This window comes from Streptomyces sp. CB02923, assembly GCF_001905005.1.
Classification (GTDB): Bacteria; Actinomycetota; Actinomycetes; order Streptomycetales; family Streptomycetaceae; genus Streptomyces.
Genome location: NZ_LWKZ01000028.1, coordinates 193,524 through 214,411, shown reverse-complemented (window position 1 = coordinate 214,411; position 20,888 = coordinate 193,524). Strand labels below are relative to the sequence as shown.

General features: G+C 71.2%; 18 protein-coding genes. 10 read left to right on the top strand and 8 right to left on the bottom strand.

Going from position 1 to position 20,888, the window contains the following annotated elements; genetic code table 11:
- Positions 1–108 precede the first annotated feature (108 nt).
- On the top strand, positions 109–915 hold the full coding sequence (locus A6A06_RS39015) for an exodeoxyribonuclease III (RefSeq protein WP_073768758.1): 807 nt from the start codon (positions 109–111) through the stop codon (positions 913–915).
- A gap of 38 nt (positions 916–953) precedes the next feature.
- On the opposite strand, the gene A6A06_RS39010 is transcribed toward A6A06_RS39015, so the two are convergent.
- Both A6A06_RS39010 and A6A06_RS39005 read right to left on the bottom strand, forming a co-directional pair.
- Entirely contained in the window at positions 954–1,166 is a 213-nt protein-coding gene (locus A6A06_RS39010) for a DUF397 domain-containing protein (protein ID WP_073768873.1), read from the bottom strand.
- A 46-nt stretch (positions 1,167–1,212) separates the two neighbouring features.
- On the bottom strand, positions 1,213–2,400 hold the full coding sequence (locus A6A06_RS39005; protein WP_073768755.1) for a helix-turn-helix domain-containing protein: 1,188 nt from the start codon (positions 2,398–2,400) through the stop codon (positions 1,213–1,215).
- 780 nt (positions 2,401–3,180) lie between these two features.
- On the opposite strand from A6A06_RS39005, the gene A6A06_RS38995 reads away from it, so the two are divergent.
- Together A6A06_RS38995 and A6A06_RS38990 are read left to right on the top strand one after the other, a co-directional pair.
- Entirely contained in the window at positions 3,181–4,299 is a 1,119-nt protein-coding gene (locus tag A6A06_RS38995) for a methyltransferase domain-containing protein (protein ID WP_079194647.1), read from the top strand.
- A 105-nt stretch (positions 4,300–4,404) separates the two neighbouring features.
- A complete protein-coding gene (locus A6A06_RS38990) occupies positions 4,405–4,701 on the top strand; it encodes a hypothetical protein (RefSeq protein ID WP_073768750.1) in 297 nt (98 codons plus the stop codon).
- Positions 4,702–4,921: 220 nt separating this feature from the next.
- Here A6A06_RS38990 and A6A06_RS38985 read toward each other — a convergent pair whose 3' ends face one another.
- Together A6A06_RS38985 and A6A06_RS38980 are read right to left on the bottom strand one after the other, a co-directional pair.
- A complete protein-coding gene (locus A6A06_RS38985) occupies positions 4,922–5,668 on the bottom strand; it encodes an ALF repeat-containing protein (protein WP_073768748.1) in 747 nt (248 codons plus the stop codon).
- 124 nt (positions 5,669–5,792) lie between these two features.
- On the bottom strand, positions 5,793–6,575 hold the full coding sequence (locus A6A06_RS38980) for a MerR family transcriptional regulator (RefSeq protein ID WP_073768871.1): 783 nt from the start codon (positions 6,573–6,575) through the stop codon (positions 5,793–5,795).
- Positions 6,576–6,887: 312 nt separating this feature from the next.
- Between A6A06_RS38980 and A6A06_RS38975 the strand changes: the two genes are divergently transcribed.
- From A6A06_RS38975 to A6A06_RS38965, 3 genes are read left to right on the top strand one after another with little or no spacing between them, the layout of a single operon-like run.
- A complete protein-coding gene (locus A6A06_RS38975) occupies positions 6,888–8,417 on the top strand; it encodes a flavin-containing monooxygenase (protein ID WP_073768746.1) in 1,530 nt (509 codons plus the stop codon).
- A gap of 14 nt (positions 8,418–8,431) precedes the next feature.
- The gene (locus tag A6A06_RS38970; RefSeq protein WP_443333828.1) at positions 8,432–9,385 is read left to right on the top strand and encodes an alpha/beta fold hydrolase; all 954 of its coding nucleotides are present in this window, start codon (positions 8,432–8,434) and stop codon (positions 9,383–9,385) included.
- Positions 9,382–10,263, top strand: a complete 882-nt coding sequence (locus A6A06_RS38965) for an SDR family oxidoreductase (RefSeq protein WP_073768744.1) — start codon at positions 9,382–9,384, stop codon at positions 10,261–10,263. The genes A6A06_RS38970 and A6A06_RS38965 overlap by 4 nt, the downstream gene beginning before the upstream one ends.
- Positions 10,264–10,337: 74 nt before the next feature.
- Here A6A06_RS38965 and A6A06_RS38960 read toward each other — a convergent pair whose 3' ends face one another.
- On the bottom strand, positions 10,338–10,940 hold the full coding sequence (locus A6A06_RS38960) for a hypothetical protein (RefSeq protein ID WP_073768742.1): 603 nt from the start codon (positions 10,938–10,940) through the stop codon (positions 10,338–10,340).
- A gap of 31 nt (positions 10,941–10,971) precedes the next feature.
- Complete coding sequence (locus A6A06_RS38955) at positions 10,972–14,352, bottom strand: S41 family peptidase (protein ID WP_242441181.1); 3,381 nt, start codon at positions 14,350–14,352, stop codon at positions 10,972–10,974.
- Positions 14,353–14,558: 206 nt separating this feature from the next.
- Between A6A06_RS38955 and A6A06_RS38950 the strand changes: the two genes are divergently transcribed.
- Complete coding sequence (locus A6A06_RS38950; protein ID WP_073768738.1) at positions 14,559–15,131, top strand: TetR/AcrR family transcriptional regulator; 573 nt, start codon at positions 14,559–14,561, stop codon at positions 15,129–15,131.
- A gap of 139 nt (positions 15,132–15,270) precedes the next feature.
- Complete coding sequence (locus tag A6A06_RS38945; RefSeq protein WP_073768736.1) at positions 15,271–17,478, top strand: MMPL family transporter; 2,208 nt, start codon at positions 15,271–15,273, stop codon at positions 17,476–17,478.
- 125 nt (positions 17,479–17,603) lie between these two features.
- On the opposite strand, the gene A6A06_RS38940 is transcribed toward A6A06_RS38945, so the two are convergent.
- Together A6A06_RS38940 and A6A06_RS38935 are read right to left on the bottom strand one after the other, a co-directional pair.
- Positions 17,604–18,806 (bottom strand): serine hydrolase domain-containing protein, encoded by a 1,203-nt coding sequence (locus tag A6A06_RS38940; protein WP_073768734.1) that lies wholly within the window; start codon positions 18,804–18,806, stop codon positions 17,604–17,606.
- Between the two features lie 269 nt (positions 18,807–19,075).
- Positions 19,076–19,516, bottom strand: coding sequence for an ATP-binding protein (locus A6A06_RS38935; RefSeq protein ID WP_073768732.1), 441 nt, complete (start codon positions 19,514–19,516; stop codon positions 19,076–19,078).
- Positions 19,517–19,764: 248 nt separating this feature from the next.
- Between A6A06_RS38935 and A6A06_RS38930 the strand changes: the two genes are divergently transcribed.
- Both A6A06_RS38930 and A6A06_RS38925 read left to right on the top strand, forming a co-directional pair.
- A complete protein-coding gene (locus A6A06_RS38930; protein WP_073768730.1) occupies positions 19,765–20,628 on the top strand; it encodes a DUF5753 domain-containing protein in 864 nt (287 codons plus the stop codon).
- Positions 20,625–20,846: a DUF397 domain-containing protein gene (locus A6A06_RS38925; RefSeq protein ID WP_073768728.1), complete on the top strand. Its 222-nt coding sequence runs from the start codon at positions 20,625–20,627 to the stop codon at positions 20,844–20,846. The genes A6A06_RS38930 and A6A06_RS38925 overlap by 4 nt, the downstream gene beginning before the upstream one ends.
- Positions 20,847–20,888: the final 42 nt, after the last annotated feature.

The following is a 20,888-nucleotide window of genomic DNA, read 5'->3' as shown; positions in this document are numbered from 1 at the left end:
CACTTGCGCGCGCACCGCGCCGGGCCCTGGCGCGGGTAGCGCCGAATCGTTTCCGTCTCCCCTCATCGCGTAGGCTGCGCTGCCGCCAGCGCGATGAGGGAGCAAAAAGTGCTAACTGTGACAACCGTCAACGTCAACGGCCTGCGCGCCGCGGCCAAGAAGGGCTTCCTGCCGTGGCTGGCGGAGACGGACGCCGACGTGATCTGCCTCCAGGAAGTACGCGCCGAGCCCGGCCAGCTGCCCGCCGAGGCCCGCGAGCCCGACGGCTGGCACACCATGCACGCCCCCGCCGCCGCCAAGGGCCGGGCCGGGGTCTCCCTCTACTCGCGCCGCGAGCCCGAGCGCGTACAGATCGGCTTCGGATCCGCCGAATTCGACACCAGCGGCCGCTACGCCGAGATCGACCTGCCCGGCGTGACGGTGGCCAGCCTCTATCTCCCCTCCGGTGACGTGGGCACCGACCGGCAGGACGAGAAGGAACGCTTCATGGCCGAGTTCCTCCCGTACCTCGCCGCGCTGCGCGAGCGGGCCGCCGCGTCCGGCCGCGAGGTCCTGGTGTGCGGCGACTGGAACATCGCCCACCAGGAGGCCGACCTGAAGAACTGGAAGGCCAACCAGAAGAAGGCCGGCTTCCTCCCCGAAGAGCGCGCCTGGCTCACCCGCGTCCTCGACGAGCACGACGGCGGCTACGTGGACGTCGTCCGCGCCCTCCACCCGGACACCGAAGGCCCGTACTCCTGGTGGTCCTACCGCGGCCGCGCCTTCGACAACGACGCCGGCTGGCGCATCGACTACCACGCCGCCACCCCCGCCCTCGCCGCCCGCGCGGTCAAGGGCTTCGTCGAACGCGCCGCGTCCTACGACACCCGGTGGTCGGACCACGCGCCGGTGACGGTTGTCTACGATCAGGGCTGACGGCTGACGGCTGAGCCGAGAGGGCCGGGCGCCGATGCTCAGCCGGAGAACGCCCCGCTCTTGACACCCGCGATGAAGTCCGCGAAGGCGCTGAGGGAGAGGGCGAGTACGGGGCCCTCCGGGGCCTTGCTGTCGCGGATCGGGACGGTGCCGGTCGCTTCGGCTGTCGAGGGGGACCACTCCAGGCAGCTGCCGCCACCTGGGCTGCTGTAGGTGGACTTGGACCAAGCGAGGTCCAAGGGCAGAGTCATGGTGTGCCAGGACACATTGCCTCCATATCCCGTACATGCTCGGTCACTAGAGGCTGATTCCCGAGAGCCTGGACAGGCGCAGCAGCTCCGGCTTGCTGCGCCGGTGCAGGGACGACAGCACGCGGAACACCTCCCGCGCCATGGGATGGATACGTGCCATCTGCGGAGCCGCGTCCCACGCGGCGCCCAGGCTCTCCAGGGCGCCGTCACGGTCACCCACGTCCAACTGGGCGCGGGCGAGGTTCATCCTGGCCGGGCCGACACGGGTGGCGGGCAGGCCCGCCAGGGCCGTGTCGAGGTTCTCCGCCACGGTCAGGGCTTCGTGCGGGCGGCCCAGGTCGAGGCGGGTGGCGAGGACGTGTGTGGTGGTGTTCCGCGGGCCGAAGATCATGTTGTGCCGGTGCCGGTCCCGGCTGTCGAACCATTCGGCGGCCTCACACGCGGACGCGATGTGCCGTTCCGCCTCCCGTTTGCCTTCCTCCTTGTCGTTCAGGCGACCGGCAAGGGTCATGCCACGAAGGTTCAGCACGCCTACGGCGAAGGCCCGGTCCTGCCCCGACAGGCCGGCCTGAGCCTGCGCGATGGCGCGGTCGACGATGGTGAGGCCGCCCTCGAAGTCACCGCCGTTGAGATACGCCCCGGCCCGGTCACGGGCGGCGATGGCCACCCCCAGCGCATTGGGCTTCTGTTCGACGGCCCACCGCTGCCGCGTCACGGCCAGCTCCGCCATGTCCATCCAGCGGTGCCGGGCGGCCAGCCAGTACACGCTGCTGTAGACCTCGGACAGCGCCATCCACGCGTCCGCCGTGTTGGCGGCGTGGGCGTAGGTGGTGGCGCTCCTGAGCAGCTTGGGGAGCAGGGCCAGCAGGCGGTCCACCTCCGCCGCGTCCCGGTGCCGCCGGACGGTTTCCAGAGCCGCGACCATCCCGGCCTCGTGAACCTCCCGGCACCCGGGCAGGTCGTAGTCCCGGATCGCCGACCGCAGCTCCGCCAGCCGCCGCTCATCCCCCTGGGAGACGGAGGCCCGGCCCAGCACCTCGGCCATGCTGAGCCCCATCGGCTTGCCCAGGGCCGCCGCCACGGCAGGTGTCAGGGCCCTGTCCCCCACCTCGATTTTCGACAGAAGTGATACGGAGACGCTCGCCCGCGAGGCCAACTGCGTCTGCGACATACCGCGCGCCTTGCGGAGCGCTGCGAGGTTCGCGCCCGGTGCCAGTTCCGCGATCGTGCCCATGTGATCAGCCCTACCCGAGGAGGTGCTTTATCCGGTCATGGTCGCAAGCCCTACGGGTACCCGCACACTTCTTTGTGCAAGCCATGTGCAAGTTCACCCGGATCCGCTTGAGTTGACTGGTTACATGACGATCCCCAGGGCCTCGCATGAGCAGCCGGTGGAGCGACCGTTGCGGCAAGAATCCGAGCCACGCCCCCGTCCGGGCTGCAAGACGTGTCTCGGGATGTCCACGCGCAGGGAGAACCGCCGCTCGACCGGTGATTACAGCGGCGTGTCCGACGCCAACGCGCTGATGCGCAAGCACCAGGTCGGGGAGTGCGGGCAATGACCGCCGTATCTTCCGGTTCGTGCCCTTCACGATTGCGCAGGACGCGTCGGCAGAGCCCACTTGCGAGGCTGTTTGCGTCTCGGGTGAGGAACAGGAGTGCGGCGCGAAATCCGACGCATGACTGACTCCTCATCCGGTGGAGGTGTGGATGCGTGAGCACGCCGAGTACACGGGGTACAGGCACTATCGCTGGCACTTCCAGGATTACGCCGAGGTGGAAGCGCAGCTGACTGTTGGCCCTCAGGAGGTATCCACACGATGAAGACGATTTCCCGTAGCCACGGAGGCGACAAGCTCCCTGGCGAGCCCTACCCCGGCCCGCACCAGCCGCCCACGCCCGACGGCGGCCCCGGCGTTCCCAACCCGCCGAGGGACGCGTAGGCGTGGAATACGTACGCCAGGCAGGCCCCGGCCTTGGCGGGCTGGAGCGTGCCCTCAGGGCAGGTGGAGCGATGACCGCCGACTGGGCGGATGCGTTCGCGGCCGTACCCCGGGCGGCATTTCTGCCGTCGCTCATGTGGCCGTGGGATATGGAGGCCGGGCGCAGCGTCCCCGTATCGCGGGCGGAGGAGCCGGAGCGGTGGCAGGCGTACGCCGATTCCGACTGTCCGGTGGTCACGCAGTGGGACGACGGTGATCACGCTGGTACGGAGCCGGGGGCGGTGCCTACCAGTTCCGCGTCCATGCCGTCGGTGGTGTTCCGGATGCTTCGGGACCTGGATGTGCGCCCCGGGGTACGGGTGTTGGAAGTCGGTACGGCTACGGGGTGGAATGCTGCGCTGCTGGCCCACCGGGCCGGGGGCGGCCGAGTGGTCACGGTGGAGGTGGACAAGGAGGTGGCCGACCGGGCTCGTACGGCCTTGGAGGCGTTCGGCAGTTCGGCTCGTGTCATTCACGGCGACGGCTTCCGGGGGTATCCGGAAGGGGCCCCGTACGACCGGATCATCGCGACCTGCGGACTCCGGCGCTTTCCGCGGGCGTGGGTCGAGCAGTGCCGTGCCGGGGGAATTCTCGTGGCCCCTTGGGGGACGCATTTCAGCAATGCCGATGCGGTGGTTCGCCTGGTGGTGGCGGAGGACGGGCAGAGCGCTTCAGGGCGGTTCACCGGGCCGGTGGAGTTCATGAAACTGCGGGCGCAGCGTCTTCCGATGGTGGTGCACGGTGAGTACGTACGGGGGAGTGTGGCCGAGGGGCGGGAGACCTCTACGGACGTCATGGAGGCGGAGTTTCTGGGAGGGGCGTTCGGGCCTCAGCGGTTCGTTTTTGGGCTGCGGGTGCCGGACTGTCTGCAAGTGGCGGCGGAGAAGCGTGAGGGGGCCCGGCCGGTGTGGTTCTACGGGCTGCGGGACCGGTCGTGGGCGTGTGTGCAGTTTCGCGATGGCGGGACGGCCCGGGTCTGGCAGTACGGGGTGCGTCGGCTCTGGGACGAGGTGGAGGCCGCGTACCGATGGTGGGTGGGGAACGGCCGGCCCGGTTATGAGCGGTTCGGTCTGACCGTCGCTGAGGACGGCGAACAGGTGTGGCTGGATGAGCCGGGCGAAATGTGCGGGCTTCCGCACGACATACGGTGACTTGGGGGACGCCCGAAGCCGTTGATCACTTCGGCTACAGTGATCGACTGTTATCGGCCACATCTCAACGGGCCAGTGCGGCCCGTTACTTGAACGGGGAGCTTCATGCGTCGACGTTTCACCACACTTGCCGTTTCCGCTGCCATTGCGGGCGGTGTCCTGTTTTCGGCTGTTCCCGCGCAGGCCGCCGAGGGCGCCGTGTCGGCCCGGGGCAAGGTCACCTGCCACATCGGGCAGATGAGTGAGCAGGTCAGGGCGCACAAGTCGAAGGCGGCCAAGCTGGACGCCCGAGGGCAGCACAAGGCGGCCGGCAAGGAGCGAGCCAAGGCGCGGGCGATCGAGAAGCGGATCAAGCAGTGCCAGGACGCGGACAACAACAACCCCGGCCCGATCGGTGGCTGAGGTCTGACGGCTGGATGGTCTGATGGCTGGTTGGTCTGATGGCCTGGTGGCTGGATTGCTTCGGGGGCTGGTCTCGTAGGCGGACCCGGGAGTGAACGAGCCGAGCCCCTGCCCGGTGAAATGCTCGCCGGGCAGGGGCTCGGTCGTGCGGTCGTGCGGTCATGCGATGTTGCGGCGAGAGCCGTCAGGGGACGCCTGGCCGGTGTGACTCCGTCTCAGGTCAACGGACCTGGTACTGCCCGACCTCAAGGAAGTGGCGCATTTCCTCCGGCGTACCCTGTACGGCTTTTTCGGCGGCCGCACGGAGGGCTTTGCTGATGTTCGGCTTGGCCAGGATGCGGAAGATGGCGACGCGGTCGTCCTCGGCGCGGGCGAGGCGGTAGCCGGTTTCGAGGAAGGTCCGCAGGGCTTCCGGCGTGCCGTTGGTGAGGGCTCGGACGGCTTCGCGCCGGACCCCCTCGCCGACGTCCTTGCCCCCGAGGATGCGGAAGATGGCGACGCTGTCGTCTTCGGCGCGGGCGAGGCGGTAGCCGGTTTCGAGGAAGGCGCGGGCGTCTTCGGGGGTGCCGTCGAGGGCCCGGCCGGCTTCGCGCCGGACGCCCTCGCCGACGTCCTTGCCCGCGAGGATGCGGGCGATGGCGAAGCGGTCGTCTTCGGCGCGGGCGAGGCGGTAGCCGGTCTTCAGGAAGGTCCGCATGGCTTCCGGCGTGCCGTCGTCGAGGGCCCGGCCGGCTTCGCGCTGGACTCCCTTGCCGACGTCCTTGCCCCCGAGGATGCGGAGGATCGCGAAACGGAGGTCTTCTGTCGACATCTCGTCGATCGGCGTCTCGCCGGCCTGCGTCCCGGACGTGGCTGCCGCGGTCGTCGGGGCGGTCGTCGGGGCGGTGGCGAAGGCCGGGGTGGCGAAGAGGAGGGCCGGTGCCAGGGCGGTGGCCGCGACGAGCAGGGCAGCGCGGGTCGGTCTCATTGGGCGTGTGCCTCCGTAGTTGATCTACCGATGGCAGGATCATCCCCTTTGCGCGCTGCCGGTGTCACTGCCGGAAATGGGCAATGTTGGCCGGTTGTTGTTGCCATCCGCACGTACTTGAGCCCTAGGGGTTGTCCTGCTCGGGGCCCCCGGGGCCCTGTTCGCGGTTCTGCCCGCAGTCCGGTCCGCCTCGTTCCCGGTGCCACGCCTCCAGTTCCGTACGGACCCTGCGGTCCATCGCCATGGAGAGTTCCGCGTCGACGATGCCCTTGGAGATGGGGCGGAGTTTTTCGACGGTCCGGGTGATGTGGGCGATCTCGGCGGGGGCGATGGGGGTGCCGGCGGCGGCGCGGTCGAGGACGTCGCTCAGGACGTGGGTGCGGATGACCGAGATGAACAGGTCGGCGAGGGCGTCGGCGTGGGCGCGGACCTCGCGGCCGGCCCGGAGGACGGCGGAGAGCGGGACGCCGTTGGCGACGAGTTCGGTGGAGGCGTCGAGCAGGCGGCGGCTGATGTGGACGAACTCGTCGCCGTCCACGGCCAGGTAGCCGATGTCGAGGGAGGCGGAGAGGTTCTCCGGGGTGACGTCGTCCTTGAAGTGGTCGGCGAGTTCTTCGGGGGTGAGGCGTACGAGGGTTTCCTCGGACCAGGGGGCGGCGAGGGTGTCTTCCAGGCCGAGGAGTTCGCCGACGTCGCGGCCGGTGTCGAAGGCGGAGAGCAGTTCGGCGATGCCGCCGAGGGTGTGGCCGCGTTCGAGCAGGCCGGCGATGGTGCGGAGGCGGGCGAGGTGGTGCTCGTTGTACCAGGCGATGCGGCCCTCGCGGCGTGGCGGCGGGATGAGTTTGCGCTCGCGGTAGAAGCGGAGGGTGCGGACGGTGATTCCGGCTTCCCCGGCGAGGTCGGCCATGCGGAACTCGCGGGGACCGGCGTCGGCGGGGTGCGGGGTCGTGTCGTCCGGCCGGGGGTCGTCGGCGGTGTCCGGGTCCGCTTCGTCCGGGGCGGGTGCGCCGTTCCTGTTCTCTGCCACGGGTTCACCCTATGTCGCCCCACCGGGCCCCGGCCGAGGTGCAACCTGCGGTAACTTCCCGCCGCCTACCCCCTACCGCTCGGTACGTACGTGTCCTACCCTCCAATCGTGCCAGTGATTGCTGGCGCGATTAGAGCCAAGGTTTGACGTTCAAGGCTTGACGTTCTGACGGTCAACTCGGGAGGCGGCGGCATGGCCGAGCGCGAACACGAGCACGTACGGGTGGCGGTGATCGGATCGGGGTTCGGTGGTCTGGGGGCGGCCGTGCGGCTGCGACGCCAGGGCATCACCGACTTCGTGGTCCTGGAGCGGGCCGGCTCGGTGGGCGGCACCTGGCGTGACAACAGCTATCCGGGATGCGCGTGCGACGTACCCTCGCACCTGTACTCGTTCTCCTTCGCGCCCAACCCCGAGTGGCCGCGCAACTTCTCCGGGCAGCCGCACATCCGCGCGTACCTGGAGCACGTCACCGACACCTTCGGGCTGCGGCCGCACCTCCGCTTCGACTCGGAGGTGCGCAGCCTGCGGTGGAACGGCGAGGAGCTGTACTGGGAGGTGGAGACGGCGAAGGGCTCCCTGACGGCCGACGTGGTCGTGTCGGCGACCGGGCCGCTGTCGGACCCGAAGGTGCCGGACATACCGGGGCTGGACACGTTCCCGGGCAAGGTGTTCCACTCCGCGCGCTGGGACCACGACTACGACCTGCGCGGCAAGCGCGTCGCGATGATCGGCACCGGCGCCTCGGCGATCCAGATCGTGCCGGCCGTCCAGCCGACGGTCGACCGCCTCACCCTCTTCCAGCGCACCCCCGCCTGGGTGCTGCCGCGCGCCGACCGCAAGATCAGCGGCCTGGAGCGCTGGCTGCACGCCAAGGTCCCGGCGACCCGCGTCGCCCGCCGCGGACTGCTCTGGGGCATACGGGAATTGCAGGTCAGCGCCTTCACCAAGCGCCCGAACGAGCTGGGCCTGATCGAAGGACTCGCCAAGGGGCACATGAAGCGGGCCGTCAAGGACCCGGTGCTCCAGGCCAAGCTGACACCGGACTACCGGATCGGCTGCAAGCGGATCCTGCTGTCGAACACGTACTACCCGGCGCTCACCCAGCCGAACGTCGACGTCGTGACGGGCGGGCTCAAGGAGGTCCGGGGCAACGTGCTGGTCGCCTCGGACGGTACGGAGACGGAGGCGGACGCGATCGTCTTCGGTACGGGCTTCCACGTCACCGACATGCCGATCGCCCACCGCGTCACCGGCGCCAACGGCACCACGCTCGCCGAGGAGTGGAAGGACGGCATGGAGTCGCTGCGCGGCGCCAGCGCGGCCGGCTTCCCCAACTTCCTGACGATCATCGGCCCCAACACGGGCCTGGGCAACAGCTCGATGATCCTGATGATCGAATCGCAGCTGAACTACCTCGTGGACTACCTGCGGCAGCTGGACGTACTGGGCGGGAAGATCGCGCTGAACGCCCGGCCCTCGGCCGTGCACGCCTGGACCCGCGGCATCCAGAAGCGCATGGAGCGCACGGTGTGGACCACCGGCGGCTGCGACAGCTGGTACCTGGACTCCAACGGCCGCAACACCACGGCCTGGCCCGGTACGACGGCCGAGTTCCGGAAGATGACGCGGCAGGTGGACCTCGCCGAGTACGAAGTGCTGCGCATCCCGGCACAGCGCGCCGCGGAACGCGCCACCGGCGCGGCCGCGAAGGCGGTGGCGTGATGACGGTGACGCCCATGACCAGCGGGCGGTACGCGCCGCCCGCGCCGCGCCGCGAACTGACCGCGACCTCCGCCGACGGATCCCGCCTGCATGTGGAGATCCACGGACCGGACGACCCGGGCCTGCCCGCCGTCGTCCTGTCGCACGGCTGGACCTGCTCGACCGCCTTCTGGGCCCCGGTCGTACGGAACCTGGCCGCCGACCACAAGGTGGTGCTCTACGACCAGCGGGGGCACGGCCGCACCCCGGCGACGGGCCCGCGCGGCTACAGCACCACCGCACTCGCCGACGACCTGACGGCCGTCCTCGGCGCCGCGCTGGAGCCGGGGGAGCGGGCCGTGCTGGCCGGGCACTCCATGGGCGGCATGACGATGATGGCGTCCGCCGAACGCGCGGAGTTCCGGGAACGGGCCGCCGCCGTCCTGCTGTGCAGCACCGGCAGCGCCAGCCTGTCGGCGGAGGCCATGGTGATCCCGCTGCGCTCGCCGGGCGGGCGGCGCGTCGCGCACCGGGCCGTCCTCGGCTCGCGGGCGCCGCTCGGGCCGGTCACCGCGCTCGCCAAGCGCGTCCTGAAGTACGCCACGATGGGCCCGGCCGCCACTCCTGAGCAGGTGGAGGCGTGTGCGCGTATCGTGCACGCCTGCCCGGTGGGCGTCCGGTCGAGGTGGGGCAAGGTCCTCGCCGACCTCGAACTGACGGGCGGCGCGGCGCGGTTGGACGTGCCGACCGCCGTCGTCGCGGGCACCGCCGACCGGCTGACCCCGATCGTGCACTCCCGGCGGCTGGCCTCCGTACTGCCCCGGTTCCTGGGGCTGACCGAACTGCCCGGGGCCGGGCACATGACACCCATCGAGGAGCCGGACGCGGTCGCGGGCCGCATCCGGGACCTGGTCAGGGACCACCTGCGCAGCGACGGGAAGACAGCGGCGGACACGGCGACCGCCGAGGCGAAGGAGAAGACCGCATGAGCGCACGCAGGAGTCTGGAGGGACAGGTCGCCGTCGTCACCGGCGCGGCCCGCGGGGTCGGCGAACTCCTCGCCCGCAAACTGTCCGCGCGCGGCGCCACGCTCGCGCTCGTCGGCCTGGAGCCGGAGGAACTGGCCAGGGTGGCCGCCGCGTTGCACGGCGAGGCGGCGCACTGGCACGCCGACGTCACCGACCACGAGGCGATGGCCCAGGTGGCGCGCGAGGTCAAGGCGCGCTTCGGCAAGGTGGACATCGTGATCGCCAACGCCGGGGTGGCCACCGGCGGCCCGTTCGTCGAGTCCGACCCGGTCTCCTGGCGGCGGGTCATCGAGGTCAACCTCATCGGCGGCGCCGTCACCGCCCGCGCCTTCCTGCCCGTCCTGATGGAGTCGCGCGGCTACTTCCTCCAGATAGCCTCGCTCGCCGCCATCACCCCGGCGCCGATGATGACCGCGTACTGCGCCTCCAAGTCCGGCGTCGAGGCGTTCGCGCACAGTCTGCGCGCCGAGGTCGGCTACAAGGGCGTACGCGTCGGCGTCGGCTACCTGAGCTGGACCGACACGGACATGGTGCGCGGTGCCGACCAGGACGACGTGATGCGCGAACTGCGCCAGCGGCTGCCCTGGCCGTCGAACAAGACGTACCCGCTGAGCCCGGCCGTCGACCGGATCGTGGCGGGCATCGAGCGCCGCTCCTCGCACGTGTACGGGCAGTGGTGGCTGCGCGGCATGCAGTCGTTCCGCGGGTATCTGCCGTCCGTCATCGGGACGGTGGGACAGCGCGAGATGCGCCGCTTCGGGGACCGGCTGGACGGGCTGCGTGTGGGCCTGGTGGGCGCGGGCGGCGAGGCGGACGAGAAGGTGCGGACGAACCGCTGAGAGCGGTTCCGTACGCCGCGAGCGTCCGTGGGGTGTACCCGTACCGACCGGGTACACCCCACGTCCGCCGCCCGCTACTTGACGACCTTCAGCGACGTCGGCCAGCCGTGCTGCTGCGCCTCCGCGAACAGGTGCTTGATGTCCGCCGGGGCCAGTTTCACGCAGCCCAGCGAGCGGTAGTCGACGTCGCCGTCCCAGCGGTACGGGTTGTCGCGGCCCGGCAGCGCGGCGGCCTGGGTGCCGTCCGGCCGCATCTCGCTGTGCAGGAACAGGGCGGTGCGCTGGGTACGGCCGTCCCGGCACACCTTGTCCGCGACGCGGATCGCGTACCCGTTGATGCCGTCGCGCCCGCCCTTCTTGCGCGTGGTGTGCGAGAGCACCTGGTACGTGCCGTCCGGCAGCCAGCCCTGGCTCCTCGCGCACTCGTCACGGCCCGCCGTACCGCCCTGCCCGGAGCCGGAGCGGTAGTCGGCCAGCACCCGGCCCGTACCGGTCTGCACCAGGCGGAGGCGGGAGGCGGACGGGTCGCGCTGGTTCTTGTCGAAGAGCAGGTACGTCCCGCCGTCACGGGCGGCGGGTGCGGGTGGTTCCGCGGCGTGGGCGGGTGCGGCCGTGGCGAGCGCGCCCGTCAACGCTGCGGTGGCGGCCAGTGACGCTGTGCGTATGTGCGTTCCCATGCAGGTGCTCCTGTCGGTGTGCGGTGGGTGCTCAGCCGCTCCGCGGCGGCAGTTCGGGGCGCCGCCGGTCCGGTACGTCCGACAGGTCCGGCGGCGTTCCGGCGGGGTGGCGTTCCAGCAGGTCCAGCGCGGTACGGACGGCGACACCGAGCTGCGGGTGGCGGCCCTCCGCCCAGTCCAGCGGCGAGCGCGGCGCCTCGATGTCCGGCTCCACGCCGTGGTTCTCCACGCCCCAGCCGTACGCCTCGAACCACGCGGCGTTCATCGGCACCGTGATGAAGGTGCCGTCCCCGAGCCGGTGCCTGCCGGTCATGCCGACGACGCCGCCCCAGGTGCGCAGGCCCACCACCGGGCCGATGCCCTGGAGCTTGAACGCCGCGGTGATCATGTCGCCGTCGGAGGACGTCATCTCGTCGGCGACGGCGACGACCGGGCCGCGCGGCGCGTTGCTCGCGTAGCTGACGGGCTGGGCGTCGCGCGTCAGGTCCCAGCCGACGATGGTGCGGGTCAGCTTCTCGACGACCAGCTCGGAGATGTTGCCGCCCGCGTTGCCCCGTACGTCCACGATCAGCGCGGGCCGCGAGACCTCCATGCGCAGGTCGCGGTTGAACTGCGCCCAGCCGGAGCCGCCCATGTCGGGGATGTGCAGATAGCCGCACCGGCCGTCGCTCAGCTCGCGGACGACGGCGCGGCGCTTGGTCACCCAGTCCTGGTAGCGCAGCGGCCGCTCGTCGACCAGCGGGACCACCGCCACGCGCCGGGACGGGCCGCCGCTCTCCCAATTGAAAGGGCCCGCAGGGCCTTCCACTGAAGGGTGGTGGTGGGCGACGGGTTGGGAGAAGGTCAGCTCCACGGTGGTGCCGCCGGCCGCGGCCAGCAGCGGGTAGGGGCCCGCCGCCGGTTCGACCCGGCGGCCGTCCACGTGCGTCAGCGCGGCGCCCTCGCGGATGCCCGTACCGGCGAGCGGCGAGCGGGCCCGGGAGTCGGAGGAGTCGCCGGGCAGGATGCGCCGCACCACCCAGTAGCCGTCCTTGAAGACGAAGTTGGCGCCGAGCAGGCCGATCGCGCGCTGGTAGTGCGGCGGCCCCTCGTTGCGCTTGCCCGCCGTGACGTACGCGTGCGAGGTGCCCAGCTCGCCCAGCACCTCGCGCATCAGGTCGGCGAACTCGTCGGGCGCGGCGACCCGTTCGACCAGCGGCCGGTACTGCTCCAGCACCGCGTCCCAGTCGACGCCGCACAGCCCGGGGTCCCAGAAGTACGCGCGGATGATCCGGCCCGCCTCGTCGTACGCCTGGCGCCACTCGGCGGGCGGGTCCACCTCGTGCAGGATGCGCCGCGGGTCCAGGTGGACGGTCGAGTCGGCGTCCGGCGGCTCGGTGGCGGGCACCGCCCGCAGGTCGCCCTCGTCGTTGACGACCAGCCGGGAGCCGTCGCCGCTGAGCGCGTACGAGTCGACGACGGCGGTCAGTTCGGTGCGCTTGGCCTTGACCAGGTCGAAGTGTTCCAGCGTCGGCTGGCCCGAGGTGTTGTCGGGGTTGGCGAAGGTCTCGCCGAGCGCGCCGGAGATCGGCCAGCGCAGCCAGACCAGCCCGCCGCCCGCGACCGGGCGCAGCGCCGAGTACTTGGACGCCGACACCGGGAACGGCGTCACCCGGCTCGCCAGGCCCTCCACCTCCACCAGCGCCGTGCCCTCGGCCGTCACCGGCGCCTCCGCCGGGTCCAGGCCGCCCGCCGCGGGCCGCCCGTCGGCGGACAGCTGGAAGGGGGAGGGCGTCGCGGAGGACAGCGGTACGAGGTAGGGGCGGCAGCCGAGCGGGAAGGACAGGTCGCCGGTGTGCACGTCGTAGACCGGGTCGAAGCCGCGCCAGGACAGGAACGCGAGGTAGCGGCCGTCGCGGGTGAAGACCGGCTGCTCGTCCTCGAAGCGGCCGTCGGTGACGTCCACGACGCCGCGGGCGGCCGGTTCGCCGTTCCCGGCGCCGTTGCCGGTGAGCCGGGCCATCTTGATCTGCCGCAGCGCCCGGCCGATACCGGGGTGGGACCAGGTCAGCCAGCCGGAGTCGGGGGAGAACGCCAGGTCGCGGACGGGGCCGTTGTCGGACCTGATCAGCTCGGCGACCTCGCCCTCGCCGTCGCCGTCCGCCGGGACGTCGACGAGCAGCAGCCGCCCGTCGTGCGCGGCCACCGCCAGCCGTTCGCCGTCCGGCGCGGCGACCAGCTCGTGGACGCGGCCGAGGCGCCCGGCCGCGAGGCGGCGCGGCTCGCGCGGGATGCCGGCCTTGGGCAGGTCGGCGATCTCGACGGCGTCGTCGCCCTCGGCGGAGGTGACGTAGGCGATCCGGCCGGTGGAGCCGAGCATCTCGGGCAGCCGGACGCGTACCCCCGGCTCGTCGTGGATGGTGCGGGCCGGGCCGTCGCGGTGGGTGAGCCAGTACAGGCTGCCGCGTACGCCGACGGCGCTGGCCCGGCCGGTGGTGTCCACGGCGAGGGAGGTGATGTGCGATCCGGCGGGGATCTGGTACGTACGGCGTCCGGCGCGCGGGCCGCCCAGGCGCACCCGGAGGCGGCGCGGCCTGCCGCCGGGGCTCAGGTCGTCGACCAGCCACAGGTCGCCGCCGCACTGGTAGACGATGCGGGAGCCGTCGGTGGCGGCGTGCCGGGCGTAGAAGTCGGCGTGGTCGGTGTGGCGGCGCAGGTCCGTGCTGTCCGGCTTGCAGGAGTAGACGTTGGCGATGCCCTCGTGGTCGGAGAGGAACGCGATCCGGTCGCCGACGAACATCACCGCGTCCAGGTGGCCGCGCAGGTCCGGCACGAGCCGGGTGCCGTGCAGCCACATCCGGCCCATCGCGCCGCCGCGGTAGCGCTTCCAGGAGGCGGGCTCGTGCGGCGGCTTGCCGGTCAGCAGCAGCGTCTTGCGCTCACAGGAGTCGTCGTGGCCGCCGCTTTCGGGGCCGCCGTCCCCGACGTTCCCGTACGGGTGGCCGTCGCCGTCCATCCGGTGCCCGTCCGCGGCGAAGTCGGCGACCGCGAGGTCGGAGACCGGCCCCCAGGGCAGCCGGCCGCCGGGGCTGCCGTCGGCGGGGACGCTGTAGGCCCAGGAGTAGTACGAGAAGGGCTGGCCGTGCGAGGAGACGGCCAGGATGTGGCCGTCCGGGGTCCAGCCGCAGACGCGGGCGTCGGTGCTCCCCCAATAGGTGAGGCGGCGGGCCGGGCCGCCCTCCACCGGGGCGAGGTGGATCTCCGGGTCGAGGCTGCGCCAGGTGGTGAAGGCGATGTGCCGGCCGTCCGGGGAGAACCGCGGGTGGCTGACGCGGGTGCGGTCGACCGTCAGTCGCCAGGCCCGCGGCGCACTGCCGCCGTCGGTGGTCAGCGGTGCCACCCAGAGGTCGTCCTCGGCGGCGAAACACAGCATCTCGCCGTGGAGATGCGGGAACCGGAGATACGCGCCGTCACTCACGCCCCCATGCTTTCGGCGCGGGCGGACGGCGGCAACTCGGCCGGGCAGGTGTTCCCGTGACGCAGACCACCATCGAAACGTTTCCGTTTCGCTGGGGCGGGGAGTACGGTCGAGCCGAGCTGTACGAAACGGTTTCGTTCACTATGAGGAGGTGTGCCGTCATGGGCCGCAGCCGGCTGACCCCCGAGCGCGAGGCAGAGCTCTACGCGGCCGTGCTCGACCTGCTCCGCGAGGTCGGCTACGACGCCCTGACCATGGACGCCGTCGCCACCCGCACCCACGCCAGCAAGGCCACCCTCTACCGCCAGTGGCAGGGCAAGCCCGAACTGGTCGCCCAGGCGCTCCACCACCACAAGCCCGTCCGGGTCGCCGACATCGACACCGGCAGCCTCCGCGGCGACCTGCACGCCATGGTCTCCCGCGCGGACGACTGCGAGATGGAACGCGACTGCGCGCTGCTGCGGGGCCTCGCACGGGCCGCGTACGACAATCCCGACCTCCACCAGGCGCTGCGCGACCTGATCGTCAACCCGGACATCTCCGGGATGGACGCGATGCTCGCCCGCGCCGTCGAACGCGGCGAGATCCCCGCGGGACGCCCCGCGCTCCGCTACGTACCCCACATGCTGCTCGGCGCCTTCGCCGCCCAGCAGCTCATCGAGGACCGGCCCCCGAACCGCGCCTTCCTCGCCGATTACGTCGACGCCGTGGTCCTCCCCGCCCTCGGCGTCTGACCGGGCCCGGCCCCCGCGGGCCGGACCCCGCCGTCCCCAACTCCCCCCATAACGGCAGCACTCGACGCGCCGCTCTCGTCGTCGGGCCGGCTCCGTACGCCCTTGTACGTCCCTCATCCCGACGGGAGCGCCCCTTCTCGTGGCTACATTCCTCTACAAACTCGGACGGTTCGCCTTCAGGCGACGCCGCTTCGTCGCCCTCATATGGGTGGCGCTGCTGGCCGTCGCCGGAGTCGGCGCCGCCACCGCGTCCTCGCCCGCCGCCGACTCCTTCTCCGTACCGGGGACCGAATCGCAGAAGACCTTCGACCTGCTGGGCGAGCGCTTCCCCGGCACCAAGGCGGACGGCGCCACCGCGCGCGTGGTCTTCAAGGCGCCCGACGGGCAGCAGGTGACCGCACCGGCACAGAAGGAAGCCGTCGAGAAGGTCGTCGGCGAGCTGAAGTCCTCCTCGCCGCAGGTCGCCTCGGTCTCCGACCCGTACCTGGCCAAGGGCGTGGCCCAGGACGGCAAAATCGCCTACGCGCAGGTCACCTACAAGGTCAACGGCTTCGAGCTGAAGGACGACGCGCGCGACGCGCTCAAGGAAGCGGCCCAGCACGGCCGGGACGCCGGGCTGACCGTCGAGATCGGCGGCAACGCGCTCCAGGCCATGCCGGAGACCGGCGCCACCGAGATCATCGGCATCGTCATCTCCGCCGTCGTCCTCGTCATCACCTTCGGCGCGCTGATAGCCGCCGGCCTGCCGCTGCTGACCGCGCTGATCGGCGTGGGCATCGGCGTCTCGTCCATCACCGCGCTCGGCAGCGTCCTGGACCTGTCCAGTACGACGTCCACCCTCGCCATGATGATCGGCCTCGCCGTCGGCATCGACTACGCGCTGTTCATCGTCTCCCGCTACCGCTCCGAACTGGCCGAGGGCCGCGAACGCGAGGAGGCCGCCGGGCGCGCGACCGGCACCGCCGGGTCCGCCGTGGTCTTCGCCGGACTCACCGTCGTCATCGCGCTCGTGGGCCTGTCGGTGGTCAACATCCCGATGCTCACCAAGATGGGCATCGCGGCGGCCGGCACGGTCGTCATCGCCGTCCTCGTCGCCCTGACCCTCATCCCCGCGCTGCTCGGCTTCGCGGGCAAGCGGGTGCTGAGCCGCAAGGCACGCAAGGGCGTACCGGCCGTGGGGGAGGCCGAGGGCGGCAAGCCCAACATGGGCACCCGCTGGGCGCGCTTCGTACTGCGGCGCCCGGTCGCCGTACTGCTCGCCGGAGTCGTCGGCCTGGGCGTCATCGCCGTCCCCGCGAGCTCGCTGGAGATGGGCCTGCCGGACGACGGAGCCCAGCCCACCAGCACCACCCAGCGCAAGGCGTACGACCTGCTCTCCGACGGCTTCGGCCCCGGTTTCAACGGCCCGCTGATGCTGGTCGTGGACGGACAGGGCAGCAACGACCCGAAGGCGGCGGCGTCGCGGGTCGCCGGGACCGTCGCCAAGCTGGACGGCGTCGCGGCCGTCACCCCGCCCACCTTCAACCAGGCCGGGGACACGGCGATGCTCAGCGTCGTACCGAAGTCCAAGCCGAGCAGCACCGAGACCGAGGACCTGGTCCACGAGATCCGCGGCAAGGCGGGCGACGCGGCGCGGGACGCCGACGCGCGGGCCCTGGTCACCGGCACCACCGCGATGAACATCGACGTCTCCGAGAAGCTCAACGACGCCCTGCTGCCCTACCTGGCGCTGGTGGTCGGCCTGGCCTTCCTGCTCCTGATGGTCGTCTTCCGCTCGGTCCTGGTGCCCCTGAAGGCAGCCCTCGGCTTCCTGCTCTCGGTCGTCGCGGCGCTCGGCGCGGTGGTCGCGGTCTTCCAGTGGGGCTGGCTGTCCGGCCTGTTCGGCGTCGAACAGACCGGCCCGGTCATGAGCATGATGCCGATCTTCATGGTGGGCGTGGTCTTCGGACTCGCCATGGACTACGAGGTCTTCCTCGTCACGCGGATGCGCGAGGCGTACGTCCACGGGGAACGCCCGGGACAGGCCGTCGTCACCGGCTTCCGGCACGGCGCGCGGGTGGTCACGGCCGCCGCGGTCATCATGATCTCGGTCTTCGCGGGCTTCATCGGCTCCTCCGAATCCATGATCAAGATGATCGGCTTCGGGCTCGCCGTCGCCGTCTTCTTCGACGCGTTCGTGGTCCGCATGGCCCTCGTCCCCGCCGTCCTCGCACTCCTCGGCCGCGCGGCCTGGTGGCTGCCCAAGTGGCTCCAGCGCGCCCTGCCCAACGTCGACGTCGAGGGCGAACAACTCCAGAAGCACCTCACGCCCGAGCCGGCCGAACAGCCCGAACTCACCAAGGTGTGACGATCCCCGGGGCGGCCGCGTGAGCGGTGCGGCCGCCCCGGCCGCGCTGCCCCGTGGGGACGGGGCGGCGCGACGAAAGCCCGGCGGCGGGCCCGTACGGAACGGGCCCGCCGCCCGGCTCCGTCTCAGCCGGTGCGCCCGGCCGGCCCCGCCGCCGCGTACACCGCTTCCACCAGCGCGAAGTTGCGGGGGTCGCCGCCCGTCGTGCCGCCCCCGAACTTGTTCATGGCGTACGCGTACGACAGCCGGTTCTCCGGGTCGGCGAAGGCGAACGAGCCGCCCGCGCCGCCGTGCCCGAAGGCGCCCTTGTTGGGGCCCAGGTAGCCGCCCGTGTTGAGCATGTAGCCGCAGCCCCAGGAGAACGGCAGGCCGTTCGGCGCGGTGGCGCTGAGCACCACATCCGGTTCTCCGGGCCGGCCCTGGGGCTCCCGCAGGGCGGCGAGGGTGCCGGCGCCGACGATTTTGCCGTCGACGAGGGCTCCGTACACCTCCGCCAGGCCGCGGGCGGTGGCGTTGCCGTTGGCGGCGGGGATCTCGGCCGAACGGCAGGCGGCGCTGTTCACGTCGCCCGTCGGCAGATGGCCCATGGCAATCGCCAGCGGCGCCAAGGGGGCGGCGTCCAGCGACCGCACCGGCCCGTCCGCCAGCAGCTCCGAGTACAGGCTGCGCAGGGAGCCGCCCTCCGGGACGATCAGCTGGGCGCAGCGGCCGTGCTCCGCGGCGGGGGTGCCGATGTAGAGGTCCGCGCCGAGGGGTTCGGTGATCTCCGTACGCAGGAAGGTGCCGAGCGAGACGCCGGTGACGCGGCGTACGACCTCGCCGACCAGGAAGCCGAAGCTGACGGCGTGGTAACCCTGCGCCGTACCCGGCTCCCACCACGGTTCGGTGGCGGCCAGGACCGCGCAGGTCTTCTCCCAGTCGTACACGTCCTCGGGCGTCAGCCGCTCCCGCGGACCGAGCAGCCCCACCCGGTGGGAGAGCAGCCAGCGCACCGGCACGTCCCCCTTCCCGGCCTGCGCGAACTCCGGCCAGTAGCGGGAGACCGGCGCGTCCAGATCCAACTCGCCGCGGTCGACGAGCAGATGGGCGCACAGGGCGGTCATCCCCTTGCTCGTCGAGTAGACGTTGACGAGCGTGTCACGCTCCCACGCCCGTGTACCCGCGGCATCGGCGTCCCCGCCCCACAGATCGACGACGAACTCGCCGTCCCGTTTCACCGCGACCGACGCGCCCACTTCACCGCGCTCGGCGAAGTTCCGCTCGAACTCGGCCCGTACGTTCTCGAACTCCGGGGCACAGATGCCCTGCACGGCTGTGGTCACGGTCACCGGCTCCTTCCACGGGCGGATGGTTGCCCTGGCAACCTAACCCTGTCCGGGGTGTCGGTCCAGAACGCGCCCGGCTGCCTGCCCCCGAGCCTCGTAGCGGCGGACCAGGCCCGGGGACATGCAGCCGCGACGTGCCTGCGCGGCCGAGCGGGCACACCCCGAGGTGATCAGAACGGGGGAGTCGCACCTCTGCGTGTCGGCGGTTCAGACGTGGTACGTGGTGCCCCAGCGCATTCCGGGGCCGGGCGGCGCCGCGGTGTCGGGCGTGGTCATGCTTTCACCTCGGCCCAGACGGATTTGCCGAGTGCGATGTCGTAGATGCCCCACCTGCCGGGGCACAGGGCATCGAGGACGAGCAGGCCGCGCCCGCGGCTGCGCTCTTCGGATTCGGGTCTGACGCGCGGGCGGCGGCGAACGGGGTCGTGCACCTCGATACGCGTACGGCCGCCGTCGGCGTCGAGCACGATGCGCAGGGAATCGCCCGGTTCGGTGCCGTAGCGGATGGAATTGGTGACCAGCTCCGACGTCACGAGGGTGACCCGGTCGATGTGTTCCGCGGATACGCCCTGTACGTGGTAACCAACGTACGCACGTACGAACTGGCGCGCGGCTTTTGCTGATTGTGGCTCTCCCGCCAAGACCAGAACTGACGGAGGCCCCATGTCTGTTGCACAGCAGGCGGATTGGTGCTCCTGCCATCGTTCGATCATGCAAGTCCCCTCACGGGAATTCGCCATGGCGTACGGAGTGATGGAGCCATACGCCGATGGGCCGATCGCATTTCGCTGCACAGAGTGCTCTCGCATCGATACGCTCGGCAAGGCCGGGCGAGCTGGAATGAAAAATTGCACTCGTACGTGGGAAAGAGGCGTCAGGTGCATAGCGCGCGGGTGACAGCCGATGACGGAGCACGGCAGACTGTCGGGCAGAACAGAACACCGGACAGGAGGGGGAAGATGTGAGCGCACCCACTGTGCGCCGTCGGCGCCTCGGTGCGAAGCTGCGTGCTTTGCGGGGTGACCTCACGCTCGACCAACTCGCCGAGAAATCCGGCGGCCGGTTCGTCTCCTCGAAGGTCTCCCGGGTCGAGACGGCCAAGACGGCAGCCAAAGCCAAGGATGTGGAGGCGCTGCTCGACCTGTACGCCGAGCTGGGCCGCGAGGTGAGCGAAGAGCTGCGCGCCGCACTGCTGTTGCTCACGAAAGAGGGCGGTCAGCGTGGTTGGTGGCACTCGTACCGGGGTGTTCTGACGCCTGTGTACGAGGACTTGATCAGTCTTGAGGCCGAGGCCGAAACGGTGTCTTCGTGGCAGTTGGGTGTGGTCCCGGGCCTGCTTCAGACCGGCGAGTACGCCCGCGAGATCATCCGCGCGACGGCGATGACCGAGGCGGTCGAGGCACGCGTCGATGCTTTGGTGGAGGTGCGCCTCGCTCGCCAGGCGGTGCTCACCCGCGAGGACCCACTCGCTTTGTGGGCCATCATCTCCGAGCAGGCCCTGAGCTCGGCTTCCGAGGTCGAAGGCTTGATGTACGAGCAGTTGGGCCGACTGCTCGCCCTGGGCAGGCGAGCGAACGTGAATGTACAGGTGCTACCTGCCGACGCGACGTTGCACGTTGGGCAACTGGGCAGTTTCTCGGTGCTGGGGTTCGGCTCGCATGTCGACCTTGACGTCGTTCATACCGAGGGGCTGACCTCGGCCCTGTACATCGAGGAACCTGACAAGGTGGCGGCTCACCGGGACGCCTGGCAGCGGCTTACCTCCGCCGCGCTCCCGGTCGGGGCGTCGGCGGACCTGATCACAGAGATAAGGAAGAACACATGAGCCACGTTGACGACGCTTCCGCCCTTCCCGTGGCGTGGTGGAAGTCCACGTACAGCGACAGCGGAGCGCAGTGCGTCGAATGCGGCATAGTCGACGCCCACACAGTGGCCGTACGGGACAGTAAGGACCCGAGCGGGCCCGCGTTGCAGTTCAGCCGCGGGCGGCTGGCCGCGTTTGTTTCTGCCGTGGCCGCGGGCCGGCTCGGTGGGCTTGGGTAGGGGGCCGCGTCCGGGGTCCCGGGTGGCCTCGGTGCGTGCCGG

Excerpts from the sequence above, each read along its gene's own strand:
- A6A06_RS38955 (WP_242441181.1), bottom strand. The coding sequence starts at position 14,352 with ATGCTGTGTTTCGCCGCCGAGGACGACCTCTGGGTGGCACCGCTGACC.
- A6A06_RS38995 (WP_079194647.1), top strand. The coding sequence starts at position 3,181 with ATGACCGCCGACTGGGCGGATGCGTTCGCGGCCGTACCCCGGGCGGCA.
- A6A06_RS38960 (WP_073768742.1), bottom strand. The coding sequence starts at position 10,940 with ATGGGAACGCACATACGCACAGCGTCACTGGCCGCCACCGCAGCGTTG.
- A6A06_RS38970 (WP_443333828.1), top strand. The coding sequence starts at position 8,432 with ATGACCAGCGGGCGGTACGCGCCGCCCGCGCCGCGCCGCGAACTGACC.
- A6A06_RS38950 (WP_073768738.1), top strand. The coding sequence starts at position 14,559 with ATGGGCCGCAGCCGGCTGACCCCCGAGCGCGAGGCAGAGCTCTACGCG.
- A6A06_RS38980 (WP_073768871.1), bottom strand. The coding sequence starts at position 6,575 with ATGGCCGACCTCGCCGGGGAAGCCGGAATCACCGTCCGCACCCTCCGC.
- A6A06_RS38975 (WP_073768746.1), top strand. The coding sequence starts at position 6,888 with ATGGCCGAGCGCGAACACGAGCACGTACGGGTGGCGGTGATCGGATCG.
- A6A06_RS38985 (WP_073768748.1), bottom strand. The coding sequence starts at position 5,668 with ATGAGACCGACCCGCGCTGCCCTGCTCGTCGCGGCCACCGCCCTGGCA.
- A6A06_RS38925 (WP_073768728.1), top strand. The coding sequence starts at position 20,625 with ATGAGCCACGTTGACGACGCTTCCGCCCTTCCCGTGGCGTGGTGGAAG.
- A6A06_RS38990 (WP_073768750.1), top strand. The coding sequence starts at position 4,405 with ATGCGTCGACGTTTCACCACACTTGCCGTTTCCGCTGCCATTGCGGGC.
- A6A06_RS39005 (WP_073768755.1), bottom strand. The coding sequence starts at position 2,400 with ATGGGCACGATCGCGGAACTGGCACCGGGCGCGAACCTCGCAGCGCTC.
- A6A06_RS39010 (WP_073768873.1), bottom strand. The coding sequence starts at position 1,166 with ATGACTCTGCCCTTGGACCTCGCTTGGTCCAAGTCCACCTACAGCAGC.
- A6A06_RS38935 (WP_073768732.1), bottom strand. The coding sequence starts at position 19,516 with ATGATCGAACGATGGCAGGAGCACCAATCCGCCTGCTGTGCAACAGAC.
- A6A06_RS38965 (WP_073768744.1), top strand. The coding sequence starts at position 9,382 with ATGAGCGCACGCAGGAGTCTGGAGGGACAGGTCGCCGTCGTCACCGGC.